The 21,992-nt window shown below is 68.0% G+C and carries 21 protein-coding genes and 1 pseudogene; 13 read left to right on the top strand and 9 right to left on the bottom strand.

Going from position 1 to position 21,992, the window contains the following annotated elements:
- The first annotated feature begins 194 nt into the window (after positions 1-194).
- Both ACIBJF_RS44890 and ACIBJF_RS44895 read left to right on the top strand, forming a co-directional pair.
- A complete protein-coding gene (locus tag ACIBJF_RS44890; protein WP_399183143.1) occupies positions 195-416 on the top strand; it encodes a hypothetical protein in 222 nt (73 codons plus the stop codon).
- Positions 417-541: 125 nt separating this feature from the next.
- Positions 542-943 (top strand): hypothetical protein, encoded by a 402-nt coding sequence (locus tag ACIBJF_RS44895; RefSeq protein ID WP_399183145.1) that lies wholly within the window; start codon positions 542-544, stop codon positions 941-943.
- A 111-nt stretch (positions 944-1,054) separates the two neighbouring features.
- On the opposite strand, the gene ACIBJF_RS44900 is transcribed toward ACIBJF_RS44895, so the two are convergent.
- Positions 1,055-1,864: a DUF427 domain-containing protein gene (locus ACIBJF_RS44900; RefSeq protein ID WP_399183147.1), complete on the bottom strand. Its 810-nt coding sequence runs from the start codon at positions 1,862-1,864 to the stop codon at positions 1,055-1,057.
- Positions 1,865-2,062: 198 nt separating this feature from the next.
- On the opposite strand from ACIBJF_RS44900, the gene ACIBJF_RS44905 reads away from it, so the two are divergent.
- The 3 genes from ACIBJF_RS44905 (at position 2,063) to ACIBJF_RS44915 (ending at position 6,449) form a co-directional block, all read left to right on the top strand.
- Positions 2,063-3,892, top strand: coding sequence for an FAD-dependent oxidoreductase (locus ACIBJF_RS44905; protein WP_399183149.1), 1,830 nt, complete (start codon positions 2,063-2,065; stop codon positions 3,890-3,892).
- 123 nt (positions 3,893-4,015) lie between these two features.
- Positions 4,016-4,291, top strand: a complete 276-nt coding sequence (locus ACIBJF_RS44910) for a hypothetical protein (protein WP_399183151.1) — start codon at positions 4,016-4,018, stop codon at positions 4,289-4,291.
- 649 nt (positions 4,292-4,940) lie between these two features.
- Positions 4,941-6,449: a DUF4246 domain-containing protein gene (locus tag ACIBJF_RS44915; protein ID WP_399183152.1), complete on the top strand. Its 1,509-nt coding sequence runs from the start codon at positions 4,941-4,943 to the stop codon at positions 6,447-6,449.
- On the opposite strand, the pseudogene ACIBJF_RS44920 reads toward ACIBJF_RS44915, so the two are convergent.
- The 7 genes and pseudogenes from ACIBJF_RS44920 to ACIBJF_RS44950 form a co-directional block, all read right to left on the bottom strand.
- Positions 6,416-6,691 (bottom strand): annotated as a pseudogene (locus ACIBJF_RS44920) (hypothetical protein); the annotation flags it as partial. The gene ACIBJF_RS44915 and the pseudogene ACIBJF_RS44920 sit on opposite strands and share 34 nt — an antisense overlap.
- A 733-nt stretch (positions 6,692-7,424) precedes the next feature.
- Positions 7,425-8,000: a helix-turn-helix domain-containing protein gene (locus ACIBJF_RS44925; protein ID WP_399183154.1), complete on the bottom strand. Its 576-nt coding sequence runs from the start codon at positions 7,998-8,000 to the stop codon at positions 7,425-7,427.
- Between the two features lie 200 nt (positions 8,001-8,200).
- Positions 8,201-9,724 (bottom strand): helix-turn-helix domain-containing protein, encoded by a 1,524-nt coding sequence (locus ACIBJF_RS44930; protein WP_399183156.1) that lies wholly within the window; start codon positions 9,722-9,724, stop codon positions 8,201-8,203.
- Positions 9,724-10,032 carry a helix-turn-helix domain-containing protein gene (locus ACIBJF_RS44935; RefSeq protein WP_399183158.1) on the bottom strand — a complete coding sequence of 103 codons (309 nt, stop codon included), beginning with the start codon at positions 10,030-10,032 and terminating at the stop codon, positions 9,724-9,726. The genes ACIBJF_RS44930 and ACIBJF_RS44935 overlap by 1 nt, the downstream gene beginning before the upstream one ends.
- 325 nt (positions 10,033-10,357) lie before the next feature.
- Entirely contained in the window at positions 10,358-11,338 is a 981-nt protein-coding gene (locus ACIBJF_RS44940; protein WP_399183159.1) for a GlxA family transcriptional regulator, read from the bottom strand.
- Between the two features lie 102 nt (positions 11,339-11,440).
- A complete protein-coding gene (locus ACIBJF_RS44945; RefSeq protein ID WP_399183160.1) occupies positions 11,441-11,974 on the bottom strand; it encodes a DUF4863 family protein in 534 nt (177 codons plus the stop codon).
- A 180-nt stretch (positions 11,975-12,154) separates the two neighbouring features.
- The gene (locus ACIBJF_RS44950; RefSeq protein WP_399183161.1) at positions 12,155-12,841 is read right to left on the bottom strand and encodes a TetR/AcrR family transcriptional regulator; all 687 of its coding nucleotides are present in this window, start codon (positions 12,839-12,841) and stop codon (positions 12,155-12,157) included.
- A gap of 627 nt (positions 12,842-13,468) precedes the next feature.
- Here ACIBJF_RS44950 and ACIBJF_RS44955 point away from each other — a divergent pair.
- The gene (locus ACIBJF_RS44955) at positions 13,469-14,107 is read left to right on the top strand and encodes an HD domain-containing protein (protein ID WP_399183163.1); all 639 of its coding nucleotides are present in this window, start codon (positions 13,469-13,471) and stop codon (positions 14,105-14,107) included.
- 667 nt (positions 14,108-14,774) lie between these two features.
- On the opposite strand, the gene ACIBJF_RS44960 is transcribed toward ACIBJF_RS44955, so the two are convergent.
- A complete protein-coding gene (locus tag ACIBJF_RS44960) occupies positions 14,775-15,113 on the bottom strand; it encodes a hypothetical protein (protein ID WP_399183165.1) in 339 nt (112 codons plus the stop codon).
- Positions 15,114-15,215: 102 nt separating this feature from the next.
- Between ACIBJF_RS44960 and ACIBJF_RS44965 the strand changes: the two genes are divergently transcribed.
- The 7 genes from ACIBJF_RS44965 to ACIBJF_RS44995 all read left to right on the top strand — a co-directional run.
- Complete coding sequence (locus ACIBJF_RS44965; RefSeq protein ID WP_399183167.1) at positions 15,216-17,168, top strand: SpoIIE family protein phosphatase; 1,953 nt, start codon at positions 15,216-15,218, stop codon at positions 17,166-17,168.
- A gap of 101 nt (positions 17,169-17,269) precedes the next feature.
- Positions 17,270-17,812, top strand: a complete 543-nt coding sequence (locus tag ACIBJF_RS44970) for a GNAT family N-acetyltransferase (RefSeq protein WP_399183175.1) — start codon at positions 17,270-17,272, stop codon at positions 17,810-17,812.
- A 485-nt stretch (positions 17,813-18,297) separates the two neighbouring features.
- A complete protein-coding gene (gene sigJ / locus ACIBJF_RS44975; protein ID WP_399183168.1) occupies positions 18,298-19,194 on the top strand; it encodes an RNA polymerase sigma factor SigJ in 897 nt (298 codons plus the stop codon).
- Positions 19,195-19,376: 182 nt separating this feature from the next.
- Entirely contained in the window at positions 19,377-20,297 is a 921-nt protein-coding gene (locus tag ACIBJF_RS44980; protein ID WP_399183170.1) for an NADP-dependent oxidoreductase, read from the top strand.
- A 24-nt stretch (positions 20,298-20,321) separates the two neighbouring features.
- Positions 20,322-20,795: a cupin domain-containing protein gene (locus ACIBJF_RS44985; protein ID WP_399183177.1), complete on the top strand. Its 474-nt coding sequence runs from the start codon at positions 20,322-20,324 to the stop codon at positions 20,793-20,795.
- Positions 20,796-20,923: 128 nt separating this feature from the next.
- Positions 20,924-21,235 (top strand): carboxymuconolactone decarboxylase family protein, encoded by a 312-nt coding sequence (locus tag ACIBJF_RS44990; RefSeq protein ID WP_399183172.1) that lies wholly within the window; start codon positions 20,924-20,926, stop codon positions 21,233-21,235.
- A gap of 97 nt (positions 21,236-21,332) precedes the next feature.
- Positions 21,333-21,992: SDR family NAD(P)-dependent oxidoreductase (locus ACIBJF_RS44995; RefSeq protein ID WP_399183174.1), on the top strand; the 660-nt coding region annotated here is incomplete at its 3' end.

The raw sequence follows: 21,992 nt of genomic DNA on the forward strand, positions 1-21,992 counted from the left end.
TGGTCCGGGCAGGTTGGAACCCGGACGGTGCCGAGGGCGTAAGACCACCGGGGCCGCCGGCTCCGGCGGCGGCCTGAGCCGTAAATCCCCGCTCAACCCTGGAGGGCGACGCATCCCCCTCCCTCCAGGGAGGGGAGCCTTCAACGATCCGCGAGGTAGCCACCAGCGCAGTTGGTAGACGCATACTGGAGGCAATGACAAAGCCTGCTGCGCCGAAGCGTCATCTACCCACCAGCCCCTTCAAGGCCCCGGTCACGCCGGCACCCAAGCACTTCGCCGTGGGCGACCAGGTCACGCACGATGTGTACGGCCTCGGCCGGGTGATCGGCGTCGAGGATGGAATCGCGGTGCTCGTGGATTTCGGGTCGGAGCAAGTGCGGATCCTGAGCCCGTACGCCAAGATGACCAAGCTGTAGGACCGCTGTGCCCGGTCACGGCAGGCGCGACTTCCCATCCGGGACGGCCGGCGCGCGCCGAGCGTGGGCGTCAGTCGTGCTGGTGAGCAGCCGTGCTGTCAGTCCTGGCCTGTACGGTCCTGCCCATGGCTGAGAGACCGACTACGAGCTGGCGGCACGGCATAGCGGAGGAAGCCGAAGAGCTTGCCGCCGCCACCCTGGACCCCGAGTGCGCCTGCATGGCCGAGTTGTTCCCCGAGGAACTGCTCACGGCAACCGACGTAGTCCTCGACGCTTTCGAGACGGAGCTTCCCGGACTTGTCGATGCCAGTGACGAGCGGGTCTTCGTCGTGGTGGAGCGCGTCATCCTGGCACTCAACGCGGTGAACGAAGCCCGCAACGGGAACGCCTTCGAAACCGACGAACGCGAGGAGCTGTGCGTCTACATCGACGAGTCGCTCACCGAGCACGGCGTCGATGTCGTCGCATTGACCGCCCGCCACGGTCTGGGCCGGTACCAGCTCACCGACAAGTGGCGGAAGTGGTAAGGCCGCTCTCTACGTGGGCCACCGAGCACCGCACCACCGCCCCACCACAAAATGCCGCAGCTCGCGAACCCGAGGACCCCTCGGACGGCCCTCCCATGTACCGGTGGCGGTTCAGGAATGTTCCCGCTGCTGCTTGTCCCACTGAGCCCGCGAGAGGGCGGTGGGCCGCGGGAGCAGGACACCGTCCACGTACAGGTCGACGTGCTCGTTGTAGAAGGCGACCATGCCCGCGATGGCGGCGCACGACACCGTCGGGAAGTCGTACGCCCAGGCGAGATCGTCATGGACGACGGTCCCGCACGCGAACGACCAATACTCGCTGGTCCTGCCCTTGTACGGGCACGCAGTCACCGTGTCCGAGGAACGCAGCAGGGTCCAGTCGACATAGGCACGCTCCACGTAGTAACGGGTCGGCAGGCCGGTTTCGAAGAGCTTCACCGAGGACGGCGCGTCCGCCAGGACGGTGCCGTCCACCTCCACGCGCACGCTGCTGGACGAGCGCAGCGCGTCCACCCGGGTGTAGGGGCTCCTCGGGTGCACGAAGACCTGCTCTTCCTCCTCGTACCACGCGTCGATCGCGTCCCACCGGAAACGGGCGGTGCCGATGAGCGCCTCCGGGGCTCCCTCACCCCAGACCCACGCCGCACCCTCACGGACCTCCGAGCCGACCCGCAGGGAGTGCCGCCGTGCCGGGCCGGGGCCCAGCCGCCCGGCACGGCCGTCGTCGCTCAGGACGCCCTCGGCCAGATCCCGCAGCGGAATGCTGTACTGCGGGTACCCGGGCCACTCCCACACGTACAACGCGTGCCGGGTGTCGAATGCGCACCGGCCGCCGACCTGCGCACGGATACGCCTCGGCACCGGCTCGACATGCCCGACGGGGACGATAAGACCCGGGTAGTCCACACTCTCGTCTGCCATGAGCGATCACCTCAGTCCGCTCGGCCGCTTCCGTACATCCAGCTTTTCCCGGGAGGGCACACTCCGTCCTGTGGGGGTTGTCATGATTGCGCCATTCGGTGTGATGAGGCAGCCAAGCCCTTGTGATTGTGAGGATGCTGTGGGTGGCGCGGGAACAGGGTTCCGGCTCCCGGGGCCTCTGCCTACGCTCCGGTTCACATGACAACAGAACACGCTCAGCAGTCCGAGGAGAACGCCGGACACTCCCGCAGACGCTTCCTGGCCGCCGCCGGGGCGACGGTCGCCGGAGGAGCGGTCGCGGCCACCGCCTTATGGCCCGTCGGCAGCGCCGCGGCCGCGGCGTCCGAGAAACGCGTCGCCGTCCTGGGGGGCGGCGTCTCCGGCCTCAGCGCCGCCCATGAACTCGCCGAACGCGGCTATGCCGTCACCGTCTACGAGTACTACGACGCCCTCGGCGGCAAGGCCCGCTCCATGGACGTCCCCGGCACTGCCGCCGGTGGTCGCGCCCCGCTTCCGGCGGAGCACGGCTTCCGCTTCTTTCCCGGCTTCTACCGCAATCTGCCGGACACCATGCGCCGCATCCCCTTCCCCGGCAACGCCGGCGGCGTCCACGACAACCTCCGCGGCGGTACCGAGGCGCTGTTCGCGCGCGGCTCCGGCCGCCCGGACCTGCACTTCCCCCTGCGCCGCGTCACCACCCCGCCCGCGCCCGGTGACATCACCCCGGCCTGGCTGCGCGACCAGATCCTGTCCGTCCTCGACCTCGGCACCCGGCTGCCCGCCCACGAGGCCGCCTACTTCGCCGACCGTCTGCTCGTCCACCTCACCAGCTGCGACGCCCGCCGTGAGGACCAGTGGGAGAAGACTCCGTGGTGGGACTTCATCCGGGCCGGAGAGATGAGCGCCGAGTACCAGGTGCTCCTCGGCATCGGCCAGACCCGCAATCTGGTCGCCACCCGCGCCGAGATCGCCTCCACGCGAACGGTCGGCCGCGTCATCATCGAGGCCCTGCTCCTGTGGGGCCTGCTCGGCCGGGGCATGGACGGCGACGCCGACGTCGACCGGGTCCTCAACGCCCCGACGAGCGAGGCCTGGATCGATCCCTGGGAGCGGTATCTGCGCTCGCTCGGCGTCGAGTTCGTGCTCGGCACGGAGGTTCGGGAGGTGGTCTACGAGGGCGGCCGCGTAACCGGCGTCCGTGTCGCGCCCCGCGACGGCGGCCCGGAGCGCACGGTCACCGCCGACCACTACCTTTCGGCGATGCCTGTCGAACACGCCCGCGCCACCTGGGGCCACGCACTGCGCGCGGCCGACCCGCAGCTCGGCCGGTGCGACGCGCTGAAGACGGACTGGATGACCGGCGTGATGTTCTATCTGCGCACGCCCACCCCCGTCGTGCACGGGCACATCAACTGCCTCGACTCACCCTGGGCGGTGACCGGCATCGGACAGTCCCAGTTCTGGGACGTACGGGACTTTTCGCGCGACTACGGGGACGGACGGGCCCGTGAATGCCTGTCCACGATCATCTCCGAGTGGGACAAGCCCGGCATCCTGTACGGCAAGACCGCCCGCGAGTGCACCAAGGACGAGATCGTCGCCGAACTCTGGGCCCAGCTGAAGGACGGGCTGAACGACTCGGGCAAGACGACCCTCACCGACGAGGACCGGCTAGGCTGGTTCATGGACCCGGCCGTGACGGGTCTCGGCGGCCCCGACCCGCGCAACCGCGAGCAGCTCCTCATCCATCCCACGGGCACCCTCTACAACCGGCCCTCGGCCCGCACCAGGGTGCCGAACTTCTTCCTCGCCGGCGACTTCGTCCGTACGGACGTTGACCTGGCGACGATGGAGGGCGCCAACGAGTCCGCACGGCGAGCGGTCAACGCCCTTCTCGACGCAGACAATTCGAGCGTCGAGCGGTGTCGCGTCTGGGAACTGTTCCGCCCGCCGGAACTGGAGCCCCTGAAGCGGGTCGACGAGGTGCGTCTTCGGCTGGGACTGCCCAACACCTTCGACCTGGGCTGAGCCGTACGGCTGCCTAGGACGAGCCCGAAGGGCCGCTGCCCGCTGCCCCGCTGCCTCCGAGCGGCTGCGGCCCTGTGGTGGGATGGCCATCTCTTGTAGGACACCTGGTGGGAGACGGTTCCGATGCCTGTGTACTCGTCGCTGACCCACGCTCTGGCGGAGGCGTTGGTCGATGTCCTCTGGTTCGTCGACAGCTGCGAAGACGAGCAGATGGATCCAGACGACGCTGTCAAGGTCCTGGAGGGCGTCGCCTACCTGATGAGCCTGCTGTCGAGCCATCAGCGCAACGAGTTCATCGACCTCCTCGGAACGATGGCCGAAGAAGAGACCGACCCTTCGCGCCGCGAGTTCCTGGAGAGCTTTCCTGAAGATTTCGGATTTGCTGAGGATGCGGGGTGACTTGGGCGTCCTATGAGTAGAGCAGGACGCGCTTGCGGAGTAGCTGAGAGCCAATGCGGACGAACATCTGGCGCTCGGTATCACTTTGGCCGTCGCCACTTCGACCAGCACGGGGCAAGGGTGCGCGCGGACCCGTCCGTGATCTTGCCAAGCGTTCTCGCCGACGGTGCTGTAGCAGGACACGCCGCTGTCTTCGGGCCGCCGTGGGAGCGTGAGGTCACGTACGTCATCGGGCGAGCACACTGGGGCCAGGGCATTGCCATCGCGGTCCTTGCCGAACTGATCGAGCTGGAGCCCACTCGGCCGCTGCACGCCGACGCCGCCGCTGACCGGCTCCATCCGCGTGCTGGAGAAGTGCGGCTTCGTCATCACGGGAGAGAGCCGGTGCTTCGCCCGGGCTCGTGATGAGGAGATCGACCTGGTGCACTTGACGCTGCGCTGAGCGGCACCACTGCCTTCCAGTGAACCTCTTTCATCCTGCGTTGGCGGGGGTGAACTTGCCTGGCGGGCGGAGGTCGTCCGGGCATCACGCGACCAAGTCGAAGCCCTGACTCCTCCGGAGCAGCGCTGACAGGGGCCACAGCCGCCGGTGTCAGTCTGCTGAAGTATCCTTCCCGCCACCGCACACCGACTGGGAGGACCAAGAGAATTGACCGGCCTGCCTGCTTTCCCGCTGCCCTTTCATGCTTCCCGTTCCATATCGTTCGCGACACCGCGAACGCTGCGGGAACTTCAGATGATGCAGTGCAGCTCACACATTCGGGCGAAGCCGGGGTGGTTCGACAAGATGAACGATGCCGACATCGTCGCCAGGTGGACGCGAGAAGCGGTCGCCCAGGGCCTCACCGAAGCGCAAGTTCGTTACGTGCTTGCCGAACTGGTGCATTACGCCGCGCTGCGGGACGAGCGAACCGGCGTCGAGGTGTCCGCCGTTGACGGGGTGTGGCAGTCGGACACACTGGTCGACGACAAGCTCAGATCCCGGCTGCGTGAGGCGGTTCGGGTTCTGGAAGAGGTCCCCGAAGCAGAACAGGACTGGCATCCCGGATCCGACGGCCAGGTACTGGATCTGGTTCATCCCTCACTGTTCTGCCTGGTGAGAGAGGTTAGCGGCGCGCCCGAGGGGGCTTGGCGGAACCCGACGGACCGCTACTCGAGGTACGAATTCTCGGAGGAGTTCCAGTGGCTGCCCACGGACGTCGACGTCAGTGACGAGGGCGATGTCGCCTTCCGTTCGTACGTCAACAACGTCCACCCCGAGAATCATCGCGAACTAGCCTCCGTCCTGCCAGACTTGTTCGCGCGCTTGCGCCCGCTGCTGGAGAACGTACTCACCGATCTGCACCATCCGCGCCCCCTGCGGATCGAGGCCGATCCATTCGGATGGTACGACTCGAAGCCGGAGTACCCGGACAGATCCTCCTACGGTGATGATGGGGCCTACGCAGAAGCCGTCCGTGCATGGCAAGAGGCCCAGGACGACTGGTGGGAAAACCGCCGCCCGGTCATCCCGGACGCCCCCGTTTTCACCCCGCCCGAGTTGCCTGATGAATCCGCCCGAGTCGACCTGCGGGGTCGCCGACTCCAGGTCATCGTCAAGCTCGCCACCATTCATCTCACCCCGGACAAGCCCGAGTACCCTGGCGGTTCCTGGCATGTCGAGGGGATGTTGAACGAGCGGATTGTCGCGACCGGCATCTACTACTGGGACAGCGAGAACATCACCGAAAGCCGGCTGAGTTTCCGGGCGGCACTCGACGACCCGGACTACGAACAGAGTGACGACAACGGTCTGCGTGAGGTCTATGGCTTGGAGGACGAAGACGCACTGAACCAGGTGCTGGGATCGGCATCGACCCCAGCGGGCCGCTGCCTGGCGTTCCCGAACATCCTGCAACACCGCGTCGGCTCGTTCCGCCTCCTGGACCACACCCGCCCGGGATATCGCAAAATTCTCGCGTTCTTCCTGGTCGACCCGTCGGAAAGGATCGTTTCGACATCCGATGTTCCCCCGCAACAACCATGGTCCGACACCTCGACCATGACGCTTGAACAGGCCAAGAACTACCGCGAACAACTCATGCAGGAACGCAAGTTCTTCGTCAACGAACACAACGAGCAGCTCTACGAACGAGAATTCTCCCTCTGCGAGCACTGAATCTCTTTCTGCCCTGAGTACGTGCAGGTCAGGAGGGTGTGGACTGCCTGGAGGATGGTGCCGATGCGGCGGGGTGGAGCAACCGCCCCGCCGCAGCAGTCGCCAGGTATTCGGCTGTGCGAAGGCATGTTGGGCTTGTGCTGCGGTCAGGTCGTGGGTGCGCCCCGGCGTCGCACGCGAGAACCAGAGTGGGTACCGTCCGGCCGTGCGATGACCTGGACGTTCATGCCGTGCTCCATGTGCCCTGGTACGCGGCCCGTGGCGGGTGGCGCTGGGCGAGGGAGAGCAGGGGGACAGATGACGGCGCGTGACGTGTTCTGTGTCGTGTTGGCGAGCCTGGCGAGCCTGCTGTGCCTGTCGGGCGGTGTGCGAGAGGCGCGGCTGCAAGCGCGGCTGCGTCGATACGGCGTCCACGCCCGGAGGGGTGGTGGTGGACCAGTACCTGGCGCTGGCGGACGATAATTCGACGCCCGTCATCGAGTTCACCGACCGGCAGGGCCGACCCGTCAGGTTCACACCCGTGGCGACGGGGACGGGGCTGGGCTGGACCTTGGCACCCAGCTCCCGGTCGTCTATCTGCCCGAAGACCCCAAGAACGCCAGGGTGTTCACCCGGAAGCACCTCCGGCCTATGTACATCAGCACGCTCGCCGGGAGCGGGATCTTCCTCGGCGTCGCGGTGTGGATCGTGCTCAAAAGCTGAGCATGTTCTCCTTCCTCGTTCTCACGAACGGATCCACAGCCGGATCGCGGCGACGCTGACCGTGCCGTAAAAGACGACCGCTCCCTTGTCGGAGGCATTGTCAAGACTGACGTCGGCGCTGACCGGTGAGCATGCGGCGTGGCGCGACCCCGAATGAGTGAAGCTCCGGCAGACGGACCGATTGCCTAGATCAATCCGTCTGACCGGAAGCTTCACCTGCACGAGCCCACACAAACGCCTGGCAACGGCACGAACCCAGGCTCCTTCCCGGCATCAGGCGGCGAATCCGATGGTGGTGACGTACTCGTACTGACCCCATTCGGAGCCAAGGTCCACCACCGCGTCGCTGACCCAGGCCTGGTCCAGAGCCTCGTCGTCGTCGTTGGCCCATGCCTCCACGATCCGATCCCAGTGGCGCACGTTGAGAGTGCGGAACGACAAGGCCCGCTGGCGCGGGCGCGGAACCTGCGACTGGTTGAGCGGGTGGAACTCAACACGCGTTCCACGGCCCTGGCGGTTCAATCGAGCCAGCAGATACCTGGCCACATTGTGGCGACGTACCGAACGGTAAGCGACCTCGATGGCCTGGAGATTCTTCTTCGACGGACTGCGCCTGCCCTCCAGCCACGCCTTGATCGTCCGGTCGCTGACGGTGAGACCGACCTCACGGGCCGCCTGACGGGCTCGATCGGTCCGGGTGAGATAGTGCAGCCGCGCAAGCAAGCCACGCCGCTGTGAGACTGGGGTAGCAATGAAATTGGCCAACGCATCAAGCTGACGCGCCACCGCTTCATGCCCCTTGACGCCACTGGCCCCGTATCTGCCGAACTCGATATTCCTATCCGGCACCCTCTACCCCTCGCCCCACGAACCATTGACGGGCACTCACGAGACCCAAAATTCCATAGATCAATCATACAGGAATTCAGGGCTGAAACGGTCCGCCATCCCAGTACTTTGTGCCGGAATCTGACAGGATGCCACACAGTTGTTTCACCGGCGCATCCCATCCAGGGTCACCACCTGTCCGTACGGCCGTCGCCGATTCCTCAGTCCGTCGTCTCGGGAGTGCCGACGCGGTATACGTCCTTGACCTTCACCTCGGCGACGCCGCGGCCTTCAGGGAAGACGGTACGCCAGTCGCCGATGACGTGGAGTTCGTCGGTACCCATCGCCCGGACGACCATCAGGCCCTCGTCATACGCGCGGTGGGCCTTCCACCACAGGTTCGCGAAGGCCTGTGAGCGGATGATGTGCATCCAGTCGGTGCGGTACAGCTCACGGTTGTAGTTGGACTCCCCCAGCGTGGAGACGAACTTCGAGTACATCGCCTTGACATACTCCAGCGTCACTTCGTCGCCCTCGGCGATCGCCCGGTCCCGGGCATCTTTCAGGGCGACGCGGAATTTCTCCAGCAGGCCCTCCGTGGCCCCGGACGTCCACGACTCGTGGATCTCCGGCGGGTCGCACAGCGCGTACTTCGGTCCCGAGATCCGCAGCAGCAGGCGCAGGGTGGATTCGGTCACCCACAGCGGGCCCGGCTCGTCCCGGCTGCCGATCGGGTTCGGCAGGTAGGCGTCGTGTGCCCAGTCGGGCGGGGTGATCAGATGCACGCCGGCGCGGCGCCGGTCGTGATGGTTACCCGTGGAGTGCTCCAGCTGGCCGAGCGGCAGATGGGTCTTGAGCGCACTCAGATAGGCCCCGTTGACGTCGAGCGCGGTGATCTCGTGCTCCCCCGGCGGCAGTTCGGGCCTCGCCCACTTGGGGCGGGCCTCCCAGATCTGGTCGGCGCCGCGGGAGGACTGTTTGCGCAGGACGTCGGGCAGCCACGGATGCGCGACCACCTCGTACCGGCCGCCCTTGCGGCTGTGGTCCAGCAGGGCCATCGCGTCCGGGATCGCCCGCTTCACCAGCGCCTTGGTCGCCGCCTCCACATCGCCGGAATGCTCGGCTAGCGCGGCCGCGACGGCGGAGCCGATCAGGTCTGGGGAGTCGGCGGTCGTCAGCCGGCGGCCGACAGGCACGACCCTGACCCCGCGCTCCTGCTGCCCGGGGCGGCCGGCGGGTTCCGCACGCCCGGCTTGCTTCTGCGGAGCCGGCTCCTCCGGCACGGCTGGCCCGATCGCCGGCGGGGGCTTGGCGATGCCGCAGTCGTCGGGGTCCAGATGCTGGGAGAATCCCGCGACCTGGTGGTGGGCGGGCTGCCCGCACAGCACGCACGGTCGGGGCACGGCGAGCTTCTCGACATCGTCACCCGAGCCGAGGTCCTGCTCGGCTTGCGCAGGCACGATGTCCTCGCGCTCGTCGGCCGGGGCCTTCGGGGGCTCATCTGCGGCCAGTTTGGTCCGCGCACCCGTGAGGAAGTACGCGTATTTCTCCCGCACTTCGCCACTGGGGTCCCGCCCCGACTCCCAGCCCCCGACCGTGGACGGGCTTACCCCCAGGGCCTGCGCAAGCTGGACGCGCGAGACGTTCAGCGCCTCACGCAGGGCGCGCCGCTCCTCCACCGGCGGCAGCGCCACCTCTCTCTTGACTCCCGCCAGCAGCGCGTCGATCGCACCGAAGTCCGTCATCACACCCCTCCGTCGGCGCTCGCAGCGCCTGCGGTGACAGCACGGCGGCCGGGAACGCGGCGGCGCTCGGCAGGCAGCGCCTCGGCAGCCCGGGTGGGTCCAGCCAGAAGATCAAGGACATCTATACCGTAGTGCGCGGCGACCGCGTCGCAGTCAGCCAGGCTCCAAGAGGCAAGTCCTGACTGACGCCGACTCACCTGAGCCTGACTCACCCCCAGGTCGGCAGCCAGATCAGTCTGCGACTCACCGGCCGCATGGAGCAGCGCCGCCACAGCCGACCGCACCCGCTCCTCCAGGCTCATACCCATAACGCGAACCCTATCAAGAGCGATGCATGTTCTATACGTATTTCGCATTATGCCGAGGAGGCTGACAGAACTCCGCAAGGCGGCCGAGGCCGTGCGCTGACCTGGTCGCCCCCGGCAAGCCCTCAAGACAGCCGAGGGAGCCCGCATCGAAGCAGGACGACTGCGCGCTCGGCACGGACGACGTCGAGCGGCCGCATGACCGGCGCGCCGCTCACCGCCGCCGACGAGTCCGGCGACGCCTGATCGCAGCCCGGATCCTCCCGGCGGCGGGGCGCGGTGCTGCCTCCAGTTCGGCGGTCTTCAGCATGGCTGGCCCCGCCTGCCGTCACCGCCCCGTCCGTGCGCGGCGAGCGGTTCGGAAGCGGCGCTGATAGGCAGCGGGACTGATGGACAACTCCCGTACGAACACTCGGCGCAGACTCTCGTAGCTCGGGAATCCCGCCAGGGCGGCTGCCTGGGTCGCGGTGTGCCCCTGGGCGAGGAACGACTTCGCGAGGTCGAGCCGGATCGATTCGACGTACCGGGCCGGCGTGGTGGACAGCTCCTCGCGGAACAGTCGTGTGAGATGGCGGGCGCTGACGTGGAGATGCTCGGCGAGTTCGCCGAGGGAGTGGTTCCCCGAGGGATCCGCCAGGACCCGGTCGACGACTGTGCGCAGGGCGGGAGACCGGGGTGGCGCACCCTGCAGCGGGGCGGAGAACTGCGACTGACTGCCCGCGCGCTGCAGGTAGACCACCAGGGCGCGTGCGACGTCCCGGCTCAGCTCGGATCCGTGGTCCTCCTCCACGAGAGCCAGCGCCAGGTCGATGCCGGCGGCGACGCCCGCCGACGTGAACGTGGTGCCGTCGCGCACGTAGATGGCGTCGGGCTCCACGTGGGTCTTCGGGCACCGGGCGGCGAGTTCGCCCGCGATCTTCCAGTGGGTGGTAACACGCTTTCCGTCCAGCAGGCCGATGGCACCGAGGACGAACGCCCCTGAGCAGATGGAGGCGACACGGCGGGAGCGGGCCGCCAGGTCCCGCGCAGCCTCGACCAACTCGCGTGCGATGGGGGTCCTGGGATAGACGTCCCCGCCCGGCACCACGAACGTGTCCGGGGCCGGCTCGGAGGCGGGGCTGCCGTCGGCGGAGATCCGTATGCCGACCGACGACCTGACGTCGGCGCCGGTCGCCGACAGTACAGCGATCCGATAGTCGGCACCGAGTCGATTCGCCTCGGCGAACACATCGGCGGGACCGGCGACGTCGAGAAGTTTCACCCCGTCGTAGACGAGGAGGGTGACCCGGTGGTGCGTTCCGGAGCTCACGGTTCTCTTCCTCAGACTTCTGGATGTGAGTGATTCATCGCCGGACCGCTGCCGCGCAGAATGACCCGGCCGCCGGGCCGTACCTGCTCCTGCGGCGCCGGCCTAGGCGGCTGCACCAGCGGACCGCGGAGGTCGGATGTCGTACGAGATGCGTCCGGCGGGGAGGTAGAAGAGGGCGATCAGCGCGCCTCCGCGTACCTCGGGGTAGTGGTGACTGCCCGGGGCGGGTGCTGTCCAGCCCGGCCCCTGCCAGCCGTTGGGCCCCGCGAGCTCGGCTCCGGGATCGACGGGGACGACGAGGTTCAGTTCGCCGTACGGGTGCGCGTGGTACTGGCCCCGGTAGCGCTCGACACTGTCCATGTAGACAGCGGTGATGCTGAAGTAGTGGGTCTCGGCCGTCGGTTCGGCGATGATGCTGCGGCGGTAGCGGGCCCCGTCGACCTCGATGTTCGCCGCCCAGCCCTCCTCCAGGACACCGATTTTGATCAGGTGCGCCAGGTCCTGGTACAACTCGCTGCCGGCACCGTGGGTGGTGTTCAGCCAGCTCTCGAGGTCCTTGCCGGCCGTACGGTTCCTGACCTCGGCCAGGAACGGGATGCTGCGCTCGATCAGTGCCTTGCGGCTGTCCGCACTCATATGCGGAGTCCTCTCCTGTGGCTACTGGGTCTCCCCCGAAAACGATGCACCTCCTTTACGTTACAGTCAACAGCTGTAACGAAAGGAGCCGGTTTCTCGGCACCGGGGCGAGGGGCACCGGATCCGCCGGTGCCGGTCGGAGTCCGTGCCCACTCGGCCCCCGGACCGAAAGGACCTTCGTCAGGCGGGCCGGGCCTCACCATCCACGGAGAGCGTCGGCCAGAGCGCGGCGACGACCCGTTCCGCGAAGCCGGCCTCGACCTCACGGCCGGTCCTGAGGTAGTCGGCGAAGTAGCTTCCGAAGCACAGGGTGACGACCATGTCCAGGTCCACGTCCTCGCGCACGGCGCCGCGGCGCTGCAGCGAGACGAGCGTCATCAGCAGTTCCTCACACCGGGGGTGCACGCCGTGCTCGCGCAGCTGGTCCAGCAGGCCGGGCGCCCGCTCCACCTCGGCCATGAAATTGCCGTGCAGGGCCATGGCCCGCTCGTTGTGGTAGCGGGGGTCGAGACGCCGCACCGCTTCAACGAGCGCCTCATGCGGGGCCAGCTGCTCCATGTCCAGCGGAGGGTAGGCCTCGCGCTGCTTGCGCAATCCGTACTCAAGGGCATCGATGACAAGGTCGTACTTGGTCGCCCACCGCCGGTAGAGAGTCGGCCGTGTGACGCCGGCGTCCGCGACGATGTCCCCGATCGTCATGGAGGTGTAGCCATCGGTGGCCAGCCGCTTGCGCGTGGCCTGGATGATCGCCTCCTCGATGGCCGGATCCCGGGGTCGTCCGCCGGTAGAGACGACCGGCTCCGCGCCCGAGCGACCCTGGTGCCTGTCGGACCGCTCACCGTCACGCGTCGTCCTCGCCCTCGCCATCTCGTCCCTTCCGAACACACAAGCCGGCCGAAGCCGGGGTGCCCACCCGCGCTCCCCCGCAGCACGAGCACACTACGCGAACTGCGGCCCGCTGCCCGCAGAGGCTTTGAGGGGCGCCGGGCAGGGCAATGACATGTTTTCTTTACGACTCTTGACTGTAACCAAAACGCGGTTTCCCGCGCCGGCCGGACGCGTCTCCTCCCGGACCACTCCGTCCGCCGCCTGACCATGGGAACGACCACGAACCACACCTCGGCCACTGCATCGGTCCCCTCCCTCCGCACCGGCCCCGGCCGCCGTGGAGGACGCCCTCCGCGCCGGCGCGGCGTGCCCGGAAGGTGCCGTCGACCGCCGACGGAAGCGCGCTGGGGCGGGTCACATGGCGGCGTTCCCGTTGGCGGTCCGCATGCCGGTCAAGGAGGCGATGTAAGCACCGGCGCCGGCACCAGCACGATTGGGCGAGGGGCGCTGTCCGATGCGTGTCAGAGCTCGCGGTCCCATCCTGAAGTGGCTGGATCTAAGTGGTTCACGGCCGGACCGATGCGGTGCCGAAGTCCGCGTGGTCGGCACTGTGGACATCGGACGCACAGTCCACTCGCAACAGATCGCATCGAAAAGAGCGGACGCATGACCGACATCATCGCAGGGGTGGAAATCCCCGAGACCTCGGCCGTGGCGGAGGCCACGAGCCACGTCCGGGAAACCACCACGCCCCTGATCTTCCATCACTCCCGGCGTGTTTTTCTCTTCGCCTCCCTGCACGCGCGCGAGTTGGGCCTGCAGCCCGATCCCGAGCTGCTTTACATTTCCGCGATGTTCCACGACACGGGCCTGTTGACCCCGTTCTCCGAGGAAGAACAGCGTTTCGAGCTCGACGGCGCCGACCACGCCCGCAAGTTCCTGCTCGACCGCGGCTTCTCCAAGAGCGCCGCCGACGTGGTCTGGACGGCGATCGCGCTGCACACGACGCCCGGGATTCCCGGCCGGATGGGCCCGGAGATCGCTGCCACGAACTACGGCGTGCTGACCGACGTGGTCGGCTGGGGCCTGGACGGCCTGGAGGGCGACCAGGTGGACGAGATCGTCGCCGCTCATCCGCGCGGAAACTTCAAGAAGGAATTCGTGCAGGCGTTCGTCGAGGGGCTCAAGGACCGTCCGGACACCACGTACGGCACCGTCAATGCGGACTACCTGGAACGCTTCGTTCCCGGCTTCCACCGCACGTCCGTGATCGAGCGCATCACCGATGCGCCGTGGTCGCAGTGAACCGGCTGCAGCCACGGGCGTGCCGCTGAAGCCGCTCGGCCCCTGCGCAGACCTCGTCGTCTGGGACAACTCGCCGCCTACACCGTTCCGACGGTCACCACCGTCGTGCTGATGGCGGCTGTGAGGTGCACCCTCACCGATCTATCCCCTCTACCGTGAGCACTGGGACTCCTCGGCCACCATGGCGACGGTCGTCTTCGCCGCGTACGTCGTGGGGCTGCTCGGTGCGCTGCCGACCCTCGGTCCGCGAGCGACCGCCTGGGACGCCGTCCGGTGCTGCTTGCCGCACTTCTGATTGCGGCGGCCAGTACGGCGACCTGCTGGACGGCCGGCGGTGTCCAGTCCCTGATGATCGCAAGGGCGGTGCAGGGCGTCGCCACCTGGACCGCCATCAGTGGGCTGGCGGCCGGCCTGGTCGGCTTCTCCCCGGCGAGACACCCGCAGACAGGGACCAGGGTGACGGCGGTCGGCACGAATGTGGGCCTAGCCGCCGACGCCTCGGGCGATCTGGCTCATCCCCGAGACGGGTGGCGTCGCCGGTCGGCGCCCCTGTCTCCCTCCGCCCCGAGGCCGGAGTCCCCCAGGATTCCCGGCGCCGGTTTGTGGGCGACGTACCCACCCTCATGGCGAGCCGGTCGTCACGGGGCTGCTCCTCACGCTCACCTCCTCAGTCGTCACCGGCGTCCTGCACGTCGCCCAGGGAGCCGCGGGCGGACTCGAGATCACCGCGTTGTTCCTGGCCGGCGGCATGGGCGGCATGCGGTCCGCCCACCACACGGTGCGGCAGGCCACGCTGCTGGGGGCGGTCCTCCTGACCGTCGGAGGCGCGGGCGGGCGCGACGCAGGGCGGCACGTCCTGGCCGCCGTGGGCGGGGCCGAGCTGGGCACTCCAGCAGCACCCGTTCCCGCCGCGGTCCCCGGTGACAGGGCCGCCCGTCTGCCGCGCCAAAACACTGTCATCGCGGTCGCCGAGCAGTGGTCCCCTGCTCTGGAGGGGGCGGCACATGCGCGGCATAGTGGCAGTGTGTCCACCAATGGTTCTACGAGCTCCGCAGCTGGAGAGTGGGCTGTGCAACCGGGTGACGTCCTGGCGGTGATCAGTGCTGACATGACGGTCTCCGTGTGGACGGGGGCCGCCGAGCGCCTATGGGGCTATTCGGCTGACCAAGCGCTTCATAGTCCCGCCCAGCGGCTACTGGTTTCCGGCGCCCCGGAAATTCCCCGTGTCTTCGCCGACAGCCCCTGGTCAGGGCGGGTGCGGATCCGCCGCCGCGACGGCCATGAGGCGACTGCGGGTCTGCAGGTCACCCCTCTGGACGCTGACGGCGGCGCGGGTTGGCTCGTATGGGGGCCGACCATGTTTGGCCGGCCTGTCCTGGATCCGGCTGCGGTGCATGCGCTTGTTCACCACTCGCCGATCAGCCTGGTCATCTGGGACCGGGAATTGCGCTGTACCTGGTTCAACGACAGCGTTCACCATCAGGACATCTACAGCTCCGAGCCGGAACTGGGCGGCTATGTCACCGACCTGCTCCGCGCTCGTCACCCGGAGTGTCTGGAACGCGCCATGGCCCGCGTCCTGCGCGACGGGGTGCCGCTCCTCGGGTACGAACTGTGGCCGGCCGAGGCTCGCGCCCCTGACAGTTACTACCGTGTTGCCTTGATCCGTCTCGATGAACCGGACGGTCGACCAGTGGGCGTCTGCTCTGCGGCTGTGCAGGCCAGCACCGGGCACCAAATCGGAGGTCTGCGTCTGCTCAACGAAGCGAAAAGCCGCATCGGCACGGATGTGGATCCATTGGTCACCAGCCAGAGACTGGCGGAGACAGCGGTACCCCAGCTCGCCGACTACGTCACCATCGACCTCGTCGAGGCCGTGCCGCTGGACAAGGAGCCGCTCAGACGCCTCAGGTCCACCGATACGAGCGTCCCCGGCTTCTACCGCGCCGGCGCCGCTTCCATCCACGACGATCTTCGCGAGTCTCTCTGGGCGCGCGGAACACCGGTCTATGTTCCGCCGGCGTCCCCCTTCACCGCCGTACTCAAGAATCGCAGGTCCTACTTCGAGCCTGTTCTCGACACCTCCCCCGGCACTTGGCTCGACCACGACCCGGATCGGGCACAGGTCATCCGCCAGACCGGAATGCATTCCCTCATGATCGTCCCCCTGCAGGCCCGCGGTGCGATGCTCGGCATCTCCGTCTTCGTACGCAGCGAGAACCCGGCCCCGTTCAGCAGGGCAGACCTTGCGCTGGCCGAGGAACTCGCGGCCCGGGCCGCACTGATCATCGACAACACCCTGCGATACACCCGAGAGCGAACCGCCGCGCTGGCGATACAACGCGCCCTGATGCCGCACCACTTGTCAGGCGGCAGCACAGTCGAGCTGGCCACCCGCTACCTGCCCGCGGACACATACGCCTGCGTCGGCGGCGACTGGTTCGACGTCATCCAACTGTCTGATTCCCGCGTGGCCTTGATCGTCGGAGATGTCGTCGGTCACGGCATCAACGCGGCCCTGACCATGGGACGTCTGCGCGCCACCACCCGTGCGTTCAGCAAGTTGGAACTACCGCCCGCCGAATTGCTGCGTTTCATGGATGAACTCGCCGTCGACATCACCCGTGACCATTACGACGACGGCACCTCCGCACCATCGGCCTTCGCAGCCACGTGCCTCTACGCTGTGTACGACCCGAAATCTCAGCGATGCACCATGTCCAGTGCCGGCCATCCCCCACCCGCCATCATCTTCCCGGACGGATCGGTCGACTTCGCCGGAATACCCCCAGGGGCACCCATCGGCCTGGGACTGGGCTTCTTCGAATCGACCGACGTGGAGCTACCGGGCAGCAGCGTGATAGCGCTGTACAGCGACGGTCTGATCGAGATGGAGCACGACGTCGACCGGGGACTGCAGCGGCTGCGCACCGCTCTCGCCGGCCCGATCTCCAGTCTGGACGACCTATGCACATCGGTCGTCGACACCCTGGCCCCTGACGGCCCGGTGGACGACGACATCGCCCTTCTCCTGGCCCGCACCCACCCCGCCGCCGGCTAGATCGGCTACCACACCCTGGGTGATCGGCGCGCTCACCCACCCCTGAGCAACAGGCGCTGATGAGGATGACGGTGAGCCCATCTGTGATCCAGAATGACTGGATGGTCACGCTGGAGACTCCCCGTTTGATCCTTCGTCGCTGGCGCGAGGAAGACGTTGCGCCCATGGCGGCCATCAATGCCGACCCCGAGGTCATGCGGTGGATCCGTGACGGCAGCGTCCGAGACGAACAGCAGACTCGCGGCGGGATCCAGGCATGGGAGGGCGAGTGGGAGTCGCAGGGCTTCGGCCTGTTCGCCGTGGAGATCCGGTCCACTGGTGAACTGGCCGGGTTCACCGGCCTGTCGGTGCCCGACTTCTTGCCGGAGGTACTGCCGGCGGTTGAGGTCGGCTGGCGGCTGGGGCGTTCCCACTGGGGGCAGGGCTTGGCCACCGAGGCCGCTGCGGCCGCCGTACGGTTCGGGTTCGAAGAGCGAGGGCTGGAGCGGATCGTCAGCATCACTCAAGTGGGCAACGACGCCTCCGAACGCATCATGACGAAACTGGGGATGCATCTGGTCCGTGAGACCGTCAATCCCACCGGTGGTCGGCGAGTACGGGTGTTCGAGTTGTCGTCGGACCAGTACGTCACCACCACTCGTTGATGGCGGCAACGAGGACGGTAGCCTCGTAGCGGACCGCGAGTTGGTCGTACCTGATGGCCACGGTTCGATGTCACTCGACGACGACTGATGCCGCACTCGACCGCGTGCCGAGCCTTGTGGTCCTCTGGGTCGAACTTCGGTGGCCGGCCACCGCTGGACCCGCGCTTCCTGCGGTTGCGGACCTGGTCGGCCTTGTCCGCAATGGTGCAGCGGATTCCCCGGTGGCGCAGGTAGGCGCGGTTCTTCCCAGAGGCGCACGCCCGGCCGACCCGGCCCTATGCGGGACGCACGGATCTTCTCCAGCACCGGTTCGAACTGCGGCGAGTCCCCCCGCCCGGCGGTTCCTTCTGCAGGTCACCCTGCTCGCGGACCCCAGCCGCATGCTGATGGGCACGGCACACGCTCGCGCCCTACGCATCGGCCAGCCAGATCCCGAGTGCGCATGGCTACGCTGGATTCTCGCGGTGGAGGAGGTTGCGATCGGTATGGGTGAGGGTGACGGGCACGGGCCCCGACGGTCTGAGCAGGACGACCCGCTCGGAGCCGGATGGGCAAGGCACCGGCCCGCCGTTTTCGGTGTGGCCTACCGGCTTTTGGGGAGTGTGGCCGATGCCGAGGACGTCACCCAGGATGTGTGGCTGCGGGCGGCCGGAGCGGATCTGCGGGACATCGGTGATCTGCGGGCCTGGCTGGTGACGGTGGCCGCGCGGCGGTCGTACGACGTTCTCAAGAGTGCCCGTTTCCGCCGGGAGACCTATGTCGGGCCGTGGCTGCCGGAGCCGCTGCTGACCGGGCCGGACGCCGCGCAGCCGGTACTCGTCGACGAGTCCGTCGGTTCGGCGATGCTCCTGATCATGGAAGAGCTGAGCCCGCCGGAGCGGGTGGCCTTCGTCCTGCACGATGTCTTCGGTCTTGAGTTCGGCCGGATCGCCGAAGTGCTGGACGTCTCCGTGCCGGGGGCCCGGCAGCTCGCCTCGCGGGCGCGACGGCGGGTGGCCGAAGCGAAAAAGTCCACGCCGCAGGCGTCGAAGGCGGAGCGCGAACGTGTCCTCACGATCTTCCGCGCCGCCTACGAGGCCGGGGATCTGGCCGGCCTGGTCAGGCTCCTGCACCCGGACGCGGTCTACGTCACCGACGGCGGCGGCAAGGTCTTGGCGGCACGCAAGCTCATCCACGGCGGCGAGCGCGTCGCCGAGGTCATGGTGCGCACGGGGCGTCAGTGGCGCCCGGACCGCATCGATTTCGCGGAGGTGGGCGGCGAGCCGGCCCTCGTGTTCCACCGGGAAGGCCGGGTCTACTCCGTCGACACGGTGCAGATCACAGATGGTCTGATCACCGCGTACCGCCGGGTCATGAACCCCGACAAACTCGTGCGCGTCTGAGCCGTCACATCCGCAGGGGCTGCCTCGTCTCCCTGCTGAGAACGCGAAAACGGGCGACGAAGGAATCCGCGCGAGCAGGTGAGATCGATCATGCAGAACGGCATACATCCACCTGCAGCCGCTTTGAGCCCTGCGCGCGAGTGCGCTGGGCGCTCGGGTCGCCCCTCCCAGTAAGGACCTGTATGCAAGCCATCACTGTGCGAGACCGTCATGCTGGTCTTGCCGGGATGTCCCTGACGGACATGCCCTACCCTCATGCGGCCGAGAACGACGTCATCGTGCGGGTGCACGCCGCGGGCTTCACCCCCGGAGAGCTGGACTGGCCCGCCACGTGGACCGATCGCGCCGGCCGCGACCGGACGCCGAGCGTGCCCGGGCACGAGCTGTCCGGTGTCGTCGTGGAGCTGGGGTACGGCACCACCGGGCTGAGCGTCGGACAGCGGGTGTTCGGCCTGGCCGACTGGGCCCGCGACGGCGCCCTCGCCGAGTACACCGCGGTGGAGGCCCGCAACCTCGCCCCGCTGCCGGCGGACATCGACCACACCGTGGCCGCCGCACTGCCGATCTCGGGGCTGACCGCCTGGCAGGGCCTGTTCGACCACGGCCGCCTCACCACAGGCCAGACCGTCCTGATCCATGGTGCCGCGGGCGGCGTCGGCTCGATCGCCGTACAGCTCGCCCGCGAGGCCGGCGCCCGCGTCATCGGCACCGGCCGGGCCCGCGACCGGGACAGGGCACTCGCCCTCGGCGTCGACACCTTCATCGACCTGCAGGCCGACAAGCTGGAGGACGCAGGCGAGGCCGACGTCGTGTTCGACGTGATCGGCGGCGACATCCTCGACCGCTCGGCCGCCCTCGTCCGGGCCGGTGGCACGCTCGTCACCATCGTCATGCCGCCCACGGTCCAGCCCAAGGACGGGCGGGCGGTCTTCTTCGTCGTCGAACCCGACCGCGCCCGCCTCGCCGACCTGGCCACCCGGCTGAGGGACGGCCGGCTCAAGCCGGTCGTCGGTGCTGTGCGGCCGCTCGCCGAGGCACCGGCCGCGTTCGCCCCCGGCAAGCGCACCCCGGGCAAGACGATCATCCGCGTCACGCAAGACTGAACCAGGAGACCCCTCGTGATCAGAATGCGAATCGCCACCGGCTTCCTGGCCGTCGCCACGCTGACGGCGGCCACGGCCTGCTCGACCTCCGACCGGCCCACCCACGCCAAGGGCACGACCGCGGCCATGGCATCGCCTGCGGCCGCGGCATCGACACGCCCCACCGAAACCCTCAAGCCGCTGCTCCAGCAGGCCCTTCCGAATGTGAAGGGCAAGACGTTCACCTCGGCGATCGTCGACTTCCCGCCCAACGCAAGCGCGCTGCCGCACCGGCACGGCCAGGCGTTCGTCTACGCCTACGTCCTCCAAGGCACCGTGCGCAGCAAGCTCGACGGCAAGCCCGCGACCACCTACCACCAGGGCCAGAACTGGGTCGAGCAGCCGGGCGCCCACCACGTCCTCACCGAGAACACCAGCCGGACCAAACCCGCCAAGCTCCTGGTCGTCTTCGTCTCCAACACCGGGGACAAGCTCAAGATCGACGACCCCAAGTCATAGCCCGGGGCACGCAGTGGGCGGCAACAGTCCGCACGAACTCTGCCCCTGCCAAAACCACACAGCGCCCGCCATCAGGACGCGTGCCCGCAATGCACGGCGCACGCCACATGAAGGAACCGAACGAAACCATGACCGACTCCCAGCGCGTCAACATCGGCGAGCAGCACCCGGCCGCCTACAAGACCCTCATCGCCCTGTCCTCGGAGGTGGGAGAAAGCGCCGCCGCAGCGGGCCTCGACCCGCTCCTGGTCGAGCTGCTGAGGATCCGCACCTCCCAGATCAACGGCTGCGCGTTCTGCCTGCGCATGCACACCGGCGACGCCCTCAAGAAGGGCGAGAACCGACCGGATCGCCGGGCAAGCGGCGGTCGGTCCGAGGGGCGCTGCTGCGGTCTCGGCATCCGCTCCGGCGGCCTGCCGCAGTACCTGCAGTGGTTCTGAAGTGATCAACCACTGCAGACGCCTTGGCAGAGACCTACGTCCTCGTACCCGGCAGCGGCCACAGACGCCAGTCGAACAGCAAGTGAAAGACTCCCTGATGGAATACCAGCACACTCGCCCCCTTCATAACCGCGTCGTCATCGTCACCGGAGCCGGTACCGGGATCGGCCGGGCAACGGCGGTCGCGATGGCCGAGGCGGGGGCGCACGTCCTCGGTGTCGGCCGACGCCAGGTGGCCCTGGACGAGACTGCCGCCATGCACCCAGGCATAGCGACTCTCGCTACTGACCTTCGCTTGGAGCATGCCCCTGAGTTGATCACCAGTACGGCGATCGACCGATGGAAGCAGCTTGACGTGGTGGTGAACAACGCTGGCGCCACTGCACGTGTCTCGTTCGACGAGGTGACACGCTCGCGCATCACCGACCTGTTCGACCTCAACGTCATTGCCCCTACCATGCTCGCCCAGGCAGCGTTGCCTCACCTGCGCCGCAGCAAGGGCTCGATCATCAACGTCTCCAGCACCTACGGCCATCGCCCCCACCCGGGCGGTGCCCACTACGGGGCGACCAAGGCCGCCCTGGAACAGCTGACGCGTACCTGGGCGGTCGAGCTGGCCAAGGACGGGATCAGATTGAAGGCTCCCCTCCCTGAGGGAGGGGATGCGTCACCCTCCAGGGCTGAGCGGGGATTTACGGCTCAGGCCGCCGCCGGAGCCGGCGGCTCGGGTGGTCTTACGCCCTCGGCACCGTCCGGG

The sequence above is a fragment of the Streptomyces sp. NPDC050743 genome, from assembly GCF_044456925.1.
GTDB lineage: Bacteria > Actinomycetota > Actinomycetes > Streptomycetales > Streptomycetaceae > Streptomyces.

Coding starts and splice junctions, on each gene's coding strand:
- ACIBJF_RS44890 (WP_399183143.1), top strand. CDS start 195: ATGACAAAGCCTGCTGCGCCGAAGCGTCATCTACCCACCAGCCCCTTC.
- ACIBJF_RS44895 (WP_399183145.1), top strand. CDS start 542: ATGGCTGAGAGACCGACTACGAGCTGGCGGCACGGCATAGCGGAGGAA.
- ACIBJF_RS44900 (WP_399183147.1), bottom strand. CDS start 1,864: ATGGCAGACGAGAGTGTGGACTACCCGGGTCTTATCGTCCCCGTCGGG.
- ACIBJF_RS44905 (WP_399183149.1), top strand. CDS start 2,063: ATGACAACAGAACACGCTCAGCAGTCCGAGGAGAACGCCGGACACTCC.
- ACIBJF_RS44910 (WP_399183151.1), top strand. CDS start 4,016: ATGCCTGTGTACTCGTCGCTGACCCACGCTCTGGCGGAGGCGTTGGTC.
- ACIBJF_RS44930 (WP_399183156.1), bottom strand. CDS start 9,724: ATGACGGACTTCGGTGCGATCGACGCGCTGCTGGCGGGAGTCAAGAGA.
- ACIBJF_RS44935 (WP_399183158.1), bottom strand. CDS start 10,032: ATGGGTATGAGCCTGGAGGAGCGGGTGCGGTCGGCTGTGGCGGCGCTG.
- ACIBJF_RS44945 (WP_399183160.1), bottom strand. CDS start 11,974: ATGAGTGCGGACAGCCGCAAGGCACTGATCGAGCGCAGCATCCCGTTC.
- ACIBJF_RS44950 (WP_399183161.1), bottom strand. CDS start 12,841: ATGGCGAGGGCGAGGACGACGCGTGACGGTGAGCGGTCCGACAGGCAC.
- ACIBJF_RS44955 (WP_399183163.1), top strand. CDS start 13,469: ATGACCGACATCATCGCAGGGGTGGAAATCCCCGAGACCTCGGCCGTG.
- ACIBJF_RS44960 (WP_399183165.1), bottom strand. CDS start 15,113: ATGTGCCGCCCCCTCCAGAGCAGGGGACCACTGCTCGGCGACCGCGAT.
- ACIBJF_RS44965 (WP_399183167.1), top strand. CDS start 15,216: ATGACGGTCTCCGTGTGGACGGGGGCCGCCGAGCGCCTATGGGGCTAT.
- ACIBJF_RS44970 (WP_399183175.1), top strand. CDS start 17,270: ATGGTCACGCTGGAGACTCCCCGTTTGATCCTTCGTCGCTGGCGCGAG.
- sigJ (WP_399183168.1), top strand. CDS start 18,298: ATGGGTGAGGGTGACGGGCACGGGCCCCGACGGTCTGAGCAGGACGAC.
- ACIBJF_RS44980 (WP_399183170.1), top strand. CDS start 19,377: ATGCAAGCCATCACTGTGCGAGACCGTCATGCTGGTCTTGCCGGGATG.
- ACIBJF_RS44985 (WP_399183177.1), top strand. CDS start 20,322: ATGCGAATCGCCACCGGCTTCCTGGCCGTCGCCACGCTGACGGCGGCC.
- ACIBJF_RS44990 (WP_399183172.1), top strand. CDS start 20,924: ATGACCGACTCCCAGCGCGTCAACATCGGCGAGCAGCACCCGGCCGCC.